Here is a 13,863-nt window from a genome sequence, read left to right as displayed (position 1 = left end):
TACCATTCGTCCGAACGAATCTCATAACCAGATCGAAGACAAGGGAACGACATGTTGCGTGTGATTACCGCCAACCTGAACGGCATCCGCTCAGCGGCAAAGAAGGGCTTTTTCGACTGGTTCGGCGAGCAGAACGCCGACGTGCTCTGCGTCCAGGAAATCAAATGTTCGCAGGACGACATGACGCCGGAATTCATGGCGCCGCACGATTTCACCGGCTACTTCCAGCACGCCGTGAAGAAGGGCTATAGCGGCGCGGGCGTTTACACGCGTCACGAGCCGGACGAAGTAGTGATTGGCTTCGGCAGCGAGGAGTTCGATCCGGAGGGGCGCTATGTCGAACTGCGTTTCGGCAAGCTGTCGGTCGTGTCCGTATATGTGCCGTCGGGGTCGAGCGGTGAAGAGCGTCAGCAGGCCAAATACCGTTTCATGGATGAGTTCATGCCGCATCTCACGGAACTTGCGCGCGAGCGCGAAGTGATCGTGTGCGGCGACGTGAATATCGTCCACAAGGAAATCGACATCAAGAACTGGAAGAGCAACCAGAAGAATTCGGGTTGCCTGCCGGAAGAGCGCGCATGGCTCACCAAACTATTCGACGAAGTCGGTTACGTCGACGTATTCCGCACGCTTGATCAGCGGCCGGAGCAATACACATGGTGGAGCAATCGCGGCCAGGCGTATGCGAAGAACGTGGGGTGGCGTATCGACTATCAGATCGCAACGCCCGGCATCGCGAGCAAGGCGAAACGCACTGACGTGTTTCGCGACATCAAGTTCAGCGACCATGCGCCGCTGACGGTCGACTACGATCACGACGTGAAGAAGTGACTTTGCGTCTTTAGGCGGCTTGAGCGCCGGCACGGCAGCCAATCCGGACGTGCATCGGACCACGCGTGCTCGGTAGTTCAAGCCGTCTCAATCATGCACCAGCTTCCGGCGCGGACGGCCCATGCCGGCGTAATCCGGCAGCGCATCCACGGTCTTGCCGATCGCCTTCGCATAGAGCGGCAGCATGTCGGGCAAACGCTTGACGATGTCCTGACGGCGCGCCGGCGGGTATGGATGCACGTAGATGAAGCCCTGCTCGCGATTGCTCCGGGTGACCTGCGCGAGCTTGTCCCACAGCGTGACTGCCGCGCGCGGATCGAAGCCCGCGCGAGAGGCAATATCGCTACCGATTACATCGGCTTCGGTCTCGTCAGTGTTTTCGTACTTCATTTCGAGCAGGCGCGAACCGATGCCGAGCGGCGCCACGCCCAGATCCGCAAGACCGAATAGCTGCGGGATCGTGCCGGACGACTCCAGCTGGCTCGCCTGCAATTGACCGAGCCGCTCGCGCGCATGTTCGCGCAGCGCATGCGCGATCTCGTGGCCAATCAGCATGCCCAATTCGTTGTCGTTCAGATGCGCGCGGTCGAGCAGCCCGCCGTACACAACGATCTTGCCGCCCGGCAGGCAGTACATGCGAATGTCCGGCGAACGCACCACGGCTACATCCCACTTCCAGTTCTTCGCTCGCTCGTTCCATTTGAGCGAGTAGGGCATCATCTTGTCGACGATCGAGCGCACGCGCGTCACGTGCGAGTCCGTGTCGCCGTAGAGACGGTTTGCGTGTTCCGCGCCGTACGCGATCTGGCTAAACTCTTCAGCGGCTTGCGCCTCGAGCATGGGTGATGGGATCAGGTTGCGGAACACCAGGTAACCGCCAAAGCGCAACTGGTTGTTCGGGCTGTACGGGGCTGACGCCGACGCCGATGTGGCGGCCGGCGCCTTTGCAGCAGCGCCAGCAGGAGACGATGTTGCCGCCGGCGTTCGCGCCGTGGCGGGCGGTTGCGCCGATGAACCCGGTGACGTGCCTGCGGCCTGCCCACTCCCGGAACCTGGGGTGTTGGCCGCGTTGTTCGCTGCCGGTGTGGCGGAGGTCGGGCTTTCCGCAGTGGCGGCTGCCGCTGCGGATTTTGCGACCGGTGCGGGAGGTGTCGTGGTTGCATTTGCCGTTGTGCCGGCAACGGCACTGTTACCGGCGGCCGGCGCTGCTGCCGCCGGCGCGGCTGCATATGAGCCGGAGGGCGCGGCGACAGCTATAAAGCTCAGGCAGCCAACGCATAACACGGCGTGCTGCGCGCTGCGGCCCGCCTTGCGCCACGCAGCGCGCGGGGACGGCGAGAGCAACTGCCGCTTCGGAAAACGCGCCCTCACGACCGGACTCTCCACGGCGCGATGCGCAACAGAAGCAGCATGCCCGGCACGGCCAGCGCGGTGCAGACAATGAAGTAGTCGAACCAGCCGATCTTTGCCACCACGTAGCCGCTCGCCGCGGAAGCGAGCGTGCGCGGCACCGAGGCGAGGCTCGTGAAGAGCGCGAACTGGGTGGCCGTGTAACGCGGATCGGTCGTGCTGGCGATGTACGCGGTGAAAGCCGCCATCGTCAGACCGGTGGAAAACGTTTCGAAACCATACACAAGCGCGAGCGCAACGGAGCGCGGCTCGAGCTGCACCGACCAGTCGATGCCAATCAGCGCGAGCAGCCTCGTCGTGCCTTCGCTTATCCACACGGCGATGTCGTAAATCGCCGCCAAACCAGGCGACGCGGGTCCGAGATGTGCGAGCCAGGCGAAGCCGAGTGTCGACACCATCTGCAGGATGCCGAAGATCCACAAGCCTCGTCCGATGCCGATTTTCATCAGCCAGATGCCGCCGACGATTCCACCTGCGAGGCTCGCGCCGAACGCTGTGGTCTTGGCAATCACGCCAATCTGCGTGCGCGAGAAGCCGATATCGAGGAAGAACGACGTGGACAACGTCGTCGCCATCGTATCGCCGAGCTTGTACAGAAAGATGAAGCCGAGCACGAACAACGCGCCGCGCCAACCGTCGCGTTCGACGAATTCGCGGAATGGCTGCACGATCGCTTCGCGCAAATTTTTCGGCGGCGTGCCGTGCACTTCGGGTTCGCGCACGACCAGCGTCAACACCATGCCCGGCAGCATGAACGCAGCGGTCACCATAAAAACGGTGGTCCACGGCAAATGGTCCGACAGAATCAGCGCGAGCGACCCGGGCACCAGCGCGGCGATCTTGTAGGCGTTCACATGCACCGCGTTGCCCAGGCCTTGCTGCGTATCACTAAGCAGCTCACGCCGGTAGGCATCGATTGAAATGTCCTGGCTTGCGCCGAAGAACGCGACGAGCGCCGTCAACGCCGCGACCGACCAGATTGCGTCGCGCGGCGACACGAATCCCAGCGTAGCGATGGCGCCCGCAACCAGGATCTGCGTGACGAGCATCCAGCCGCGCCGTCTGCCTGGACGCCAGCCCGGAAAACGCGGGACATAGCGGTCCATTAGCGGAGCCCAGATGAATTTCCAGGTGTACGGAAACTGGATCAGCGCAAAGAGGCCGATTTCCTTCAGATTGACGCCTTCGGAGCGTAGCCACGCCTGCACCAGGTAGACGAGCGTGAACAGCGGCAATCCCGACGTAAAGCCGAGAAATACACAGATCAGCATGCGCGTATTAAAAAACGCGCGCCAGCCGGGATGTTCTTCGTGAGCGGTAAGTGCAGGCGCCTCGTGCGGCGGGTTCGACATGTGGATAACTTGCGTTAGCTTTTCTTGACGCGATAGACCGCAAGACTACCACGCCAGTTCACCCCCCACCGCACCGTCTGACCGTCGTGCAGTACGACACGGTCGAGAATTTCGATGCCGACCTCGGGCGCGAGCGCCTCGAAATCCTTGATAGTGAGCACGCGCACATTCGGCGTGTTGTGCCATTGATAAGGCAACGACTTCGACACCGGCATGCGTCCTTGCAGCACCGAGAGACGATGCGCCCAGTAGCCGAAGTTCGGGAACGACACGATGCATTCACGGCCGACCCGCACAGTCTCGCGCAAAATCGCGGCCGTCTGGTGAATGGTTTGCAGTGTCTGCGATAGAACCGCGAAATCGAAGCTGCCGTCTTCGAAAAGGCGCAGGCCATCTTCGAGATTCTGCTGGATCACGTTGACGCCGTTTTGCGTCGCGGCCAGCACGCCGGCGTCGTTGATCTCGATGCCGTAGCCTTGCACGTCCAGTTCCTCGGTGAGCAGCGACAGCAGCGAGCCGTCGCCGCAGCCCAGATCCAGCACGGTGGCGCGCGGTTCGACCCAGCGGGCGATCGCACGAAAGTCCGGGCGCAGCGCCAGATAATCGAGTGCTCGCTGGTTCATGCGTTCACCTCGTTTGCAATACGTTCGTAGTAGGCGCGCATCAGGTTGTGATACCGCGCGTCGTCCAGCAGGAAGGCGTCATGACCATGTGGCGCGTCGATTTCCGCGTAGGTGACGGTGCGCTTGTGATCGAGCAGCGCCTTCACGAGTTCGCGCGAGCGGGCCGGTGCGAAACGCCAGTCGGTTGTGAAGCTCGCAATCAGATACTTCGCAGTTGTGTGCGCAACGGCCGCTGTCAGATCGCCGTCGAAGGCCTTCGCTGGATCGAAGTAATCGAGCGCGCGCGTGATCAGCAGATACGTGTTGGCATCGAAGTAATCGGCGAACTTGTCGCCCTGGTAGCGCAAATACGACTCCACCTCGAACTCGACGTCGAAGTTGAAGTTGTAAGCGTCGAGCGCGCCTTCCGCGCGGCGCAGCGAGCGGCCGAATTTCTCGGCCATGTCGTCGTCCGACAAATACGTGATGTGGCCGATCATCCGCGCGACACGCAAGCCGCGCCTCGGCTTTACGTTATGCGCGTAGTAGTTGCCGCCGTGAAAGTCGGGGTCCGACAGAATCGCCGAGCGCGCCACCTCGTTGAACGCGATGTTTTGCGCGGACAGCTTGGGCGTAGACGCGACGACGATGCAATGCGCGACCCGCTCCGGATACATCACGCTCCACGCGAGCGCCTGCATGCCGCCGAGGCTGCCGCCCATGACCGCGGCGAAGCGCTCGATGCCGAATTGATCAGCGACGCGCGCCTGGGCGTGGACCCAGTCTTCCACCGTGACCACCGGGAACGCCGCGCCGTACGGATTGCCCGTGGCCGGATCGATGCTCATGGGCCCTGTCGAACCGAAGCACGAGCCCAGGTTGTTCACGCCGATCACGAAGAACTTATTGGTGTCGAGCGGCTTGCCGGGACCGACCATGTTGTCCCACCAGCCGATGTCCTTCGGATTGTCCGCATAGACGCCCGCGACGTGATGCGACGCGTTGAGCGCGTGGCATACGAGCACCGCGTTGCTGCGCGCGGCGTTGAGCGTGCCGTAAGTCTCGACCATCAGGTCGTAGCCGGCCAGCGAGCTGCCGTTCTGCAAACGCAGCGGCTCGGTGAAATGCATTTTTTGTGGAGCGACGATTCCGATCGATTCCATTCATTCCGCCATTTGACAAAGACAGGGCGGCTAGACGGTGTCGGCAAGCACGGAGGGAACGATTGTGCGCGGCTGACGACCTCTTTAGCCGCATTTATAGTGAACCGCGGAAATGTTCCACTGGTTCGCGCGCCCGCAATCGAGTCAGCAAATCGGCGCGTACTAGGCATTCACAACTTGTATTCACGCACGTATTCAGACGTGCTCTGAAGTGCGGCAACTGAAGCCTGGAAGTTATTTCCGGGGACATTCAGGCCCGCAGTCAGGCGCAAAGTATAGCGGAAATTCCCCGCGGCAGCGTCCGAGTGCCCGCCCGCACGCCTTCTCCAGCGGACTATTGAAGGATCACGCGCAGTTGCGAATCGGCTTCGTCGGTCGGCATTCGCACAAAGCCGCTGCGAACGAACCGATGCCAGCGGCCGATGATATAGCTGAGCAGCAGGCTCGCCCTCACGGCAGGATCGTAGTCCGCCGGGACCGGCGCGGACGATGGCGTGTCTTGCGCGGATGCATCGGCATTCACTGCGGCTAGTCGCAGACACTGTTTCAGCGAAGCTTCGACGCGCTCAAGCATCTGATTGACGCGGATGGTCAGCCGCTCATGCTCGCCGACAAGCGCCTCGCATGTCAGCACGCGCGTCATGCCGGGATTTTTCGCCGAGAAATTCAGCAGCATCAATGCGATTGCGCGCGCCTGCAGCACACCGCTGTTCTCCTTGTCGACGATCTGGTTGATGAGGCCGAAGATCGTTTGCTCGATGAACTCGATTAGTCCTTCGAACATTTGCGCCTTGCTCGCAAAGTGACGATAGAGCGCGGCTTCCGACACACCGAGCCGGGCCGCCAGCGCCGCCGTGGTGATTTTTTCGCTCTTCGGCGCTTCAAGCATGGCGGCGAGCGTCTGAAGGATGTGCACGCGGCGCTCGCCCGGTTTCAGGCGCTGCGCGCGCGGGGCAGCCGGCGCGGCGGGTTCGTGTTCGGCTACGGCTTCGTCAGGCTTGTCGATCGGCTGCATGGCTGTCGTCCCGTCTGCTGGCGCTTCACTCGAACCGAGCGGGTGCTCAGTCGTAGCGATTTTAACGAACGGATGCTGCGATCGACATAGTGCGGCCGGCCAGTACCCGGCAGCCGTGTGGGCACGCCGTCCGCGTGCGGCTTACGCGGCAGATGACCGGTGATCCACACGGTGCGGATGCCGAGCCGCCGGTAGTTCTTCAGGTGCGAGCGCGTATCTTCGACAAGGATCACGTCTTTCAGCGCGACATGAGCCTCGCGCATGGCTTTGCGCAGCATCGCGTGGTCAGGTTTCGCACGCCAGCGGCGCCGGTCGCGCATATGCTCGATGGCGATCACCTGCTCGAACAGACGTTCGATACGCAGTTGCGCCAGCACCGCGCGCGCATACGCTTCGGGTGCGTTGGTCAGCACGATCTTGCGGCCGGGCAGCGCCGCGACGAGGCGCGCGACTCCGCGCTCGTGACGGATCATCGAGCCCAGGTCGGGGAACGTATGGACGACCTTCAGGAAGTCGCTTGCGTCGAGCGGATGGTGGCGCGTCAGACCCAGCAGAGCAGCCCCATAGCGCTGCGTGTAGCCGGTGCGCAGACGGTTGGCTTCGTCGAGCTCAACTTGCAGCGCGTCCACGATGTACTGCGTCATCGCCTGATTGATCGCCGGGAAGATGGCGTGCGACGCGTGGTGCAGCGTGTTGTCGAGATCGAACAGCCACACCGGACGGCCGCCTGCGATGTGCGGGCGGCGGCGTCGGGAAGTTGGAGTGCGCATGGTCAAGAAGTCGTTCAGGCGCGAGCATTCGCTGCACGCGGCGAACGCAAGCGGTTCAGCGCGCGGGCGGCGGATGTGCGGGGAAAGGAGAGAACAGGCTCGCGCGCCGTGGCGGCGCGTGAGAAGGCGCCGCGTTTGCCGTATCTGCCGTGGACGCGATGCGTTGCGGCAGTCTTGACACAGGGCACGTAGGGCGAGCCTGTTCGGCGTGCCCCATGTGCCGGGTTCGAGACAGCAATCAATGCGAGCGGATCATCGTGCCGAACGGCTGCTCGGTGAGAATTTCCAGCAGCACGGAATGTTCGATGCGGCCGTCGATGATGTGCACCGAGCGCACGCCGCTCTTGGCTGCGTCCAGCGCCGACGAGATTTTCGGCAGCATGCCGCCGGAGATCGTGCCGTCGGCGAACAGGCCGTCGATTTCGCGCGCGGAGAGGTCGGTCAGCAGATTGCCTTCCTTGTCCATCACGCCGGGGATGTTCGTCATCATCACGAGCTTTTCGGCGTTCAGCACGACCGCCAGCTTGCCCGCGACGAGGTCGGCGTTGATGTTGTACGACAGACCGTCTTCGCCGAAACCGATCGGCGAGATCACCGGAATGAACGCGTCGTCCTGCAACGCTTTCACGACGGCCGGATTGATCGCCTCCACTTCGCCCACCTGGCCGATGTCCACGTACTGCCCGGGATTGTCACGGTCCGGCATCAGCATCTTGCGCGCGTGGATCAGGCCGCCGTCCTTGCCGGTCAGACCGACCGCGTGACCGCCGAAGTGGTTGATCAGCGTGACGATGTCCTGCTGCACTTCGCCGCCGAGCACCCATTCGACGACTTCCATCGTTTCTTCGTCGGTGACGCGCATGCCCTGAATGAACGTGCCCTGCTTGCCGATTTTCTTCAGCGCCTGGTCGATTTGCGGACCGCCGCCGTGCACGATGACCGGATTGATGCCGACGAGCTTGAGCAGAATGACGTCGCGCGCGAAGCCTTGCTTGAGCCGCTCCTCCGTCATGGCATTGCCGCCGTATTTGATGACCACGGTCTTACCGTGATACTGGCGAATATAGGGCAGCGCCTCGGCCAGGATTTCAGCCTTCAGTGTGGGCGCAATCTGCGAAAGGTCGGGTAGCTCGGACATGGCGGCAGGCTCGGGCACGGAACAGTTAAAACACGGCGAATTGTACAGGACTGGCGCGCTGCAACAGGGTTTTCGACACGCGCGCCGGCGGCATGCCAGACCCGTTTGCACACTGCGCAACCGCGGTTTGAACGCCAGCCGATGATCGAGCGTACCGCGCTTCGCGCACGCCTGTGAACTAGCCGAATGGACGTCTAACGGTAGGACGCTAGTCGTGGCATCATTTCCTCGTCGATGCTTCGCGAGGCCGTCCGCCTGCCATGAAACCGTCCGCTTCCCGCCCACAAGGCAGCGCGCGTTGCCCGCGCTGCGGCAACGCGTTCGATTGTGCGATGCATGCAGCGCCTTTCGACTGCTGGTGTCGCGAAATGCCGGTGCTGCCGCGCGACCGGCTGGATCCAGCCGGCCGTTGCCTGTGCCCCGAATGTCTGGCCGCGGAAATCGCAAGAGCGGCGCAAGCGGAGCCTGGTGCGGATTCGCCGTGAGTGCGACCAGTTTGCGTGAAGCTTAGATCGCGTTTCTGCCTGACGGGGCCGCACAGTGCCGGACCGTGAGCGCATCCAAATCGCGGGCCACCGCTTGCAGCGCTGGCTCCCATTCGCCGAATGCCGGCTGCCGGTACAGCGTCGCGCCCGGATACCACGGGCTGTCGCGGCGATCGATCAGCCAGATCCAGTGCGGATTCACGTCGAGCAGCACCCAGGTGCGCTGTCCAAGCGCGCCGCTCAAATGCGCGGCCGAAGTGCAAACGGTAATAACGAGATCGAGCGCGCCGACAAAGGCGGCGGTGTCGTCGAAGGTCGCGAACTCGGCCGTGTAGTCGGTGAGCGGCAGGCCGGCGGCGTTGGCTGCGCTCACGTCGGCAGCCGCACCCGGTTGCAGTGAATAAAACGCCACATTGCGCATGCCGCCAAAATGCTTCGCATAACGTTCCCATCCGACGCGGCGGAACGGATTGCGTTGATGTCCGTGACTGCCGGTCCATGTAAGCCCGACCTTGAGCCTCGACTCGCCCGCAAGCCGCTGCTGCCAGCGCTGCACGGCAGCTGGGTCTGCGTGCAGGTAGGGCGTGGTTGCGGGGATGGTCGCCTCGCCCGTGCCAAAGATCAGCGGCAGGCTCAGCAATGGAATCTCGAAGTCGAATGGCGGCAGCGATTCGACGCCGCCCCCCGCGGAGTAGTGATCGACGTGACCGCCAAGGCTGCGCAACAGCAACACTCCTATCTGCGGAAACGAATTCCATGCGAGACGGCCGCCTCCGCGGTGCACATGATCGGCTAGCATTGGAATGTAGCGGCTGAACTGCAAGAGATCGCCCATGCCTTGCTCACCCCAAACTAGCAGGGTTTTACCGGCGAGCGGCTCGCCGCGCCAGGTGGGTGCGGGCATGACGGGTCGATTGCCGCGCAGTTCCGAGGAGCCGTTCCAGCGCGCTTCATGCGACAGCCAGCCGTTAGCGTAATCGCCGCTCATCAGTTGCATCATCGCTAGATTGGAACGCATGCTGGCGTCAGTGGGCGCCAGCGCGCAAGCGGTTTGCGAGGCTTGCGTCGCCTCGGCCCAGCGTTGCGCTTCGCGCAGGGCCAGCGCATAGTTGTTGTGGGCGAGCGGGCTGAGCGGCGCATACTCGACGGCTCGTGCCCCGGCTTCGAGCGCGCGCGGCAAATCGAGATTCCTGCGATAAGCGCTTGCGAGATTGATCCAGACGTTCCCATCGTCGGGTCGCTGCCGCACAGCTTCTTCCAGGAGCGCAATCTGTTCATTCACCTCTGCGTCGGTGAACGCAAGTGCGCCGGCGAGATTGCAGCGCAGCGATGGAAACGTCGGGTCAAGCTCCAGCGCGCGGCGATACGGCGCGACGGCCTCGCCATGCCGTTGCGCCATCTGCAGCGCGTAGCCGAGAGCAAAGTGCGCGTGCACGTTGCCGTGGTCGAGTTGCGCAATAATGGCGGCCAGTTCGATCGCGTCGTCGTGACGTTGCTGTTGAACGAGGCTTTGGATCACCGATGCGAGCGACTCGTTGTCGAGCGAATAGCGCTGGGCGGCGGCACGCAGCGATTGAGCTTCGGTTTCGGCCGCGCCGTTCCCGCGGGCTGCGGCAGCCTGGCGCATGAAGCTAAGGAAAGCTGACGCAATATCTGAAGTGGCCATGAATGAGTGACGCCGAAAGGCCGCGCATAATCGACTTGCCTGTCTGCGCTGTCAGAAAAACATCTATGGTATCGCCGTATGGCGGCGACATGAGTCGGACGAGTCCGAACGGGTAAACTGAACGTGAAGTCATGCATCGTATAACCAACACGGGCCGTGTCAATCTGGGCCATCTCTTCTGGCTGCGCAGCCTCGCGATCATCGGCCAGTTACTGACAATCGCGTTCGTGCAGATCTTTATCGGCGTGCATTTGCCGTTGCCGGCCATGCTGCTCGTCATCTCACTCGAAGTGATCTTCAACGGGCTCACATGGTGGCGCGTCGCCCAGCAGCGACCCGAGTCGAACATGGAGCTGTTCGGCCAGATCTGGGTCGATCTCGGCGCGTTGTCCGCGTTGCTGTTTCTGTCCGGCGGCACAACGAATCCCTTTGTTTCGCTGTACCTGCCATCGCTCGCCATTGCCGCGGCGGTGTTGCCGTGGCAACTGATGGCGTGGCTCGCCGCATTCGCCGTGGCTTGCTACGCAGTACTCGGCTTCGATTCGGTGCCGCTGAATCTTGACAATCCCGCGAACCTGTTCGACTACTACCGCGCCGGCATGTGGGTCAATTTCATGGTGAGCGTGGGGCTGATCGCATGGTTCGTCGCGCGCATGTCGCGTGCCCTGCGGCTACGTGACGCAGCGCTCGGAGACGCGCAGCAGCGCTTGCTTCACGACGAACGCGCGGTCGCGCTCGGCGTCCAGGCCGCTACGGTCGCTCACGAAATCGGCACGCCTCTGTCTACAATTGCAATGTTGTCCGAAGAATTGCGCGATGCGGCGCGAACCGACAAAGGGCTGGCGCCGTACAGCGCCGATCTCGAATTGCTCGAACAACAGATGGGCTTGTGCACGTCGGCGCTCGCCAGATTGCGCAGCCGAGCAACGACCACCTCCAATCGTCAGCCGGTCGGCGAGTGGCTAGAGTCGTTTGCCGAGCAGTGGCGCTTACGTCATCCGCATGTGAAGTTTGAGCGGATCGGCGCGCCGCCTGCGGATGTCAGCCTCGACGATACGGTTGCCGTAAGTCAGATCCTGACGATCCTGCTCGACAACGCCGCGCGCGCGAGCCGCGATCACGTCACGCTGTTGTGTGCGTTGGGGGCGCGCGGCAATCAGATCGAGTTTGAAGTATGCGACGCTGGCCCGGGCATCCCAGCAGCGCTGCGCGGCTCGCTAGGCGCGATGCCGGTGGATAGCACGCAGGGCGGCCATGGCGTGGGCTTGTATCTGGCCTTTTCGGCAGCGGCGCGTCTCAACGGATCGATTGAATTGACCGATGTCAGCATGATCAACCCGCGTGGCACGCGCGCTGTTTTACGGTTGCCGCTCACTGAGCGAAAAATTTCCGGCACGGACCGTCAAGGCGCCGCGCCATCCAACACGGAGAAACAGGCATGAGCGAAATGAACTTTCTGGTGATCGATGACGACGAGGTGTTCTCCGGCATCCTCGCACGCGGTCTGACGCGGCGCGGCTATACGGTGAGCGAAGCTCACAACGCGGACGAGGCGATCAAGCTCGCGAACCAGCAGAAATTCAGCCAGATCACGGTAGACCTGCATCTGGGCAATGACTCCGGCCTCACGCTCGTCGCGCCGTTGCGCGACCTGCAACCCGACGCGCGCATGCTCGTGCTGACCGGCTATGCGAGCATCGCCACCGCGGTGCAAGCGGTAAAAGACGGCGCGGACAACTATCTGGCCAAGCCTGCCAACGTCGAGACAATTCTGTCGGCGCTGCAAAGCGAGGCGAGTGCGTTGCAGGCGGAAGAGGCGATCGAGCATCCCACGCCGCTGTCCGTCGCGCGTCTGGAGTGGGAGCATATTCAACGTGTGCTTGCCGAACACGGCGGCAATATTTCGGCCACCGCGCGCGCGTTGAACATGCATCGCCGGACTTTGCAGCGAAAGCTTGCGAAGCGCCCCGTCAAGCAGTAAGCGCGGCTTTGGCCTTAGCGCCACGCATCGTGGAAAACAAAAAACGGACTGCCTTGTAAGAGGTAGTCCGTTTTTTTCTGGCGCTCGCTTGCGCTCTACGTCACAGCACGTAACGCGAGAGATCTTCGTCTTCCGCTACTTCGTTCAGAGCGCGATCCACATACGCCGCGTCGATCTGCACGCTTTTGCCAGAGTGGTTGCCGGCAGAGAACGAGACTTCTTCAAGCAGCTTTTCGATGACCGTGTACAGTCGGCGTGCGCCGATATTCTCGGTCTTTTCGTTCACCGAATAAGCGATCTCGGCTAAACGGCGAATGCCGTCGTCGGCGAATTCGAGATGCACGTCTTCCGTTTCCAGCAATGCCTGGTATTGCTTGACGAGGCTCGCGTCCGTCGACACGAGGATCGATTCGAAGTCGTTCACCGACAGTGAATCGAGTTCGACGCGGATCGGAAAGCGCCCCTGCAGTTCCGGAATCAGATCACTCGGCTTTGCCAGATGAAACGCGCCGCTCGCAATGAACAGGATGTGATCCGTCTTCACCATGCCGTATTTGGTGTTGATCGTGGTGCCTTCCACGAGCGGCAAGAGATCGCGCTGCACGCCTTGACGGGACACTTCGCCGCCGCCGGCTTCGGCGCGCGAGGCGATCTTGTCGATTTCGTCGAGGAACACAATGCCGTTCTGCTCGACGTTCTGCACAGCCTTCGCTTTCACCTCTTCGTCGTTCAGCATCTTGCCGGCTTCTTCGTCGGTGAGAACCTTCAGCGCTTCCTTCACCTTCATCTTGCGGCGCGTTTTCTTGCCGCCGCCGATGTTCGCGAACATCGAGCGGATCTGCTCCGTCATGTCTTCCATGCCCGGCGGCCCCATGATGTCCATGCCGACTTGCGGCTGTTCGACGTCGAGTTCGATTTCCTTGTCGTCGAGCAAACCTTCGCGCAGACGCTTTCGGAACGTCTGACGTGTGGTGCCGCCTTCGTCGGCGGTATCAACAGTGCTTGAACTGGAGCCGAAACCGACCGGACGCGCGCTTGGCAGCAGTATGTCGAGAATGCGGTCTTCGGCCTGATCTTCAGCCTTGGTTCGCACCTTGCGCATTTCCGATTCGCGAGTCTGCTTGACCGATATCTCGATCAGATCACGCACGATGCTGTCCACGTCGCGGCCGACGTAGCCCACTTCGGTGAATTTGGTGGCTTCGATCTTGATGAACGGCGCGTCGGCGAGCTTGGCCAGACGCCGTGCGATTTCAGTCTTGCCGACGCCGGTCGGCCCGATCATCAGAATGTTTTTCGGCGTGATTTCCTGGCGCAGCGGTTCTTCGACCTGCTGACGGCGCCAGCGATTGCGCAACGCCACGGCAACTGCTTTCTTCGCACGGCCTTGGCCGATGATGTGTTTGTCGAGTTCCGAGACGATCTCGGCGGGGGTCATGGTGCTCATCGT

General features: G+C 62.2%; 13 protein-coding genes. 4 read left to right on the top strand and 9 right to left on the bottom strand.

Annotated elements, in window-relative coordinates; genetic code table 11:
• The first annotated feature begins 51 nt into the window (after positions 1–51).
• A complete protein-coding gene (locus F759_RS0106110; protein WP_027799074.1) occupies positions 52–831 on the top strand; it encodes an exodeoxyribonuclease III in 780 nt (259 codons plus the stop codon).
• A gap of 87 nt (positions 832–918) precedes the next feature.
• On the opposite strand, the gene F759_RS40655 is transcribed toward F759_RS0106110, so the two are convergent.
• From F759_RS40655 to argB, 7 genes are all read right to left on the bottom strand, one after another.
• Positions 919–2,202: a M48 family metallopeptidase gene (locus F759_RS40655; RefSeq protein ID WP_407668522.1), complete on the bottom strand. Its 1,284-nt coding sequence runs from the start codon at positions 2,200–2,202 to the stop codon at positions 919–921.
• On the bottom strand, positions 2,199–3,593 hold the full coding sequence (locus tag F759_RS0106100; RefSeq protein WP_027799072.1) for an AmpG family muropeptide MFS transporter: 1,395 nt from the start codon (positions 3,591–3,593) through the stop codon (positions 2,199–2,201). The genes F759_RS40655 and F759_RS0106100 overlap by 4 nt, the downstream gene beginning before the upstream one ends.
• A 14-nt stretch (positions 3,594–3,607) precedes the next feature.
• A complete protein-coding gene (metW, locus tag F759_RS0106095) occupies positions 3,608–4,216 on the bottom strand; it encodes a methionine biosynthesis protein MetW (RefSeq protein ID WP_020067251.1) in 609 nt (202 codons plus the stop codon).
• Positions 4,213–5,358 (bottom strand): homoserine O-succinyltransferase MetX, encoded by a 1,146-nt coding sequence (gene metX, locus F759_RS0106090; protein WP_027799071.1) that lies wholly within the window; start codon positions 5,356–5,358, stop codon positions 4,213–4,215. The genes metW and metX overlap by 4 nt, the downstream gene beginning before the upstream one ends.
• A 334-nt stretch (positions 5,359–5,692) precedes the next feature.
• Positions 5,693–6,373, bottom strand: coding sequence for a nucleoid occlusion factor SlmA (gene slmA, locus F759_RS0106085; protein WP_027799070.1), 681 nt, complete (start codon positions 6,371–6,373; stop codon positions 5,693–5,695).
• A complete protein-coding gene (locus tag F759_RS0106080; RefSeq protein WP_027799069.1) occupies positions 6,340–7,143 on the bottom strand; it encodes a pyrimidine 5'-nucleotidase in 804 nt (267 codons plus the stop codon). Before F759_RS0106080 ends, slmA begins: the two co-directional genes overlap by 34 nt.
• A gap of 238 nt (positions 7,144–7,381) precedes the next feature.
• Positions 7,382–8,281 (bottom strand): acetylglutamate kinase, encoded by a 900-nt coding sequence (gene argB / locus F759_RS0106075; RefSeq protein WP_007179687.1) that lies wholly within the window; start codon positions 8,279–8,281, stop codon positions 7,382–7,384.
• 260 nt (positions 8,282–8,541) lie between these two features.
• On the opposite strand from argB, the gene F759_RS0106070 reads away from it, so the two are divergent.
• Positions 8,542–8,766 (top strand): cysteine-rich CWC family protein, encoded by a 225-nt coding sequence (locus F759_RS0106070; RefSeq protein ID WP_027799068.1) that lies wholly within the window; start codon positions 8,542–8,544, stop codon positions 8,764–8,766.
• Between the two features lie 22 nt (positions 8,767–8,788).
• Here the strand turns inward: F759_RS0106070 and F759_RS0106065 are convergent, their stop codons facing one another.
• Entirely contained in the window at positions 8,789–10,432 is a 1,644-nt protein-coding gene (locus F759_RS0106065; RefSeq protein WP_027799067.1) for a tetratricopeptide repeat protein, read from the bottom strand.
• A 131-nt stretch (positions 10,433–10,563) separates the two neighbouring features.
• Here F759_RS0106065 and F759_RS0106060 point away from each other — a divergent pair, with 131 nt between their 5' ends.
• On the top strand, positions 10,564–11,874 hold the full coding sequence (locus F759_RS0106060; protein ID WP_027799066.1) for an ATP-binding protein: 1,311 nt from the start codon (positions 10,564–10,566) through the stop codon (positions 11,872–11,874).
• Positions 11,871–12,413 (top strand): response regulator transcription factor, encoded by a 543-nt coding sequence (locus tag F759_RS0106055; RefSeq protein WP_007179684.1) that lies wholly within the window; start codon positions 11,871–11,873, stop codon positions 12,411–12,413. The genes F759_RS0106060 and F759_RS0106055 overlap by 4 nt, the downstream gene beginning before the upstream one ends.
• 100 nt (positions 12,414–12,513) lie before the next feature.
• On the opposite strand, the gene hslU is transcribed toward F759_RS0106055, so the two are convergent.
• On the bottom strand, positions 12,514–13,860 hold the full coding sequence (gene hslU / locus F759_RS0106050) for an ATP-dependent protease ATPase subunit HslU (protein WP_027799065.1): 1,347 nt from the start codon (positions 13,858–13,860) through the stop codon (positions 12,514–12,516).
• Between the last annotated feature and the right edge of the window lie 3 nt (positions 13,861–13,863).

It is taken from the genome of Paraburkholderia dilworthii, assembly GCF_000472525.1.
Taxonomy (GTDB): domain Bacteria; phylum Pseudomonadota; class Gammaproteobacteria; order Burkholderiales; family Burkholderiaceae; genus Paraburkholderia; species Paraburkholderia dilworthii.
Note: the sequence above shows the minus strand (reverse complement) of the source record. Positions and strands in the feature narration are given on the sequence as shown.

Excerpts from the sequence above, each read along its gene's own strand:
- F759_RS0106110 (WP_027799074.1), top strand. The coding sequence starts at position 52 with ATGTTGCGTGTGATTACCGCCAACCTGAACGGCATCCGCTCAGCGGCA.
- F759_RS0106100 (WP_027799072.1), bottom strand. The coding sequence starts at position 3,593 with ATGTCGAACCCGCCGCACGAGGCGCCTGCACTTACCGCTCACGAAGAA.
- metW (WP_020067251.1), bottom strand. The coding sequence starts at position 4,216 with ATGAACCAGCGAGCACTCGATTATCTGGCGCTGCGCCCGGACTTTCGT.
- metX (WP_027799071.1), bottom strand. The coding sequence starts at position 5,358 with ATGGAATCGATCGGAATCGTCGCTCCACAAAAAATGCATTTCACCGAG.
- slmA (WP_027799070.1), bottom strand. The coding sequence starts at position 6,373 with ATGCAGCCGATCGACAAGCCTGACGAAGCCGTAGCCGAACACGAACCC.
- F759_RS0106080 (WP_027799069.1), bottom strand. The coding sequence starts at position 7,143 with ATGCGCACTCCAACTTCCCGACGCCGCCGCCCGCACATCGCAGGCGGC.
- argB (WP_007179687.1), bottom strand. The coding sequence starts at position 8,281 with ATGTCCGAGCTACCCGACCTTTCGCAGATTGCGCCCACACTGAAGGCT.
- F759_RS0106070 (WP_027799068.1), top strand. The coding sequence starts at position 8,542 with ATGAAACCGTCCGCTTCCCGCCCACAAGGCAGCGCGCGTTGCCCGCGC.
- F759_RS0106065 (WP_027799067.1), bottom strand. The coding sequence starts at position 10,432 with ATGGCCACTTCAGATATTGCGTCAGCTTTCCTTAGCTTCATGCGCCAG.
- F759_RS0106060 (WP_027799066.1), top strand. The coding sequence starts at position 10,564 with ATGCATCGTATAACCAACACGGGCCGTGTCAATCTGGGCCATCTCTTC.
- F759_RS0106055 (WP_007179684.1), top strand. The coding sequence starts at position 11,871 with ATGAGCGAAATGAACTTTCTGGTGATCGATGACGACGAGGTGTTCTCC.
- hslU (WP_027799065.1), bottom strand. The coding sequence starts at position 13,860 with ATGAGCACCATGACCCCCGCCGAGATCGTCTCGGAACTCGACAAACAC.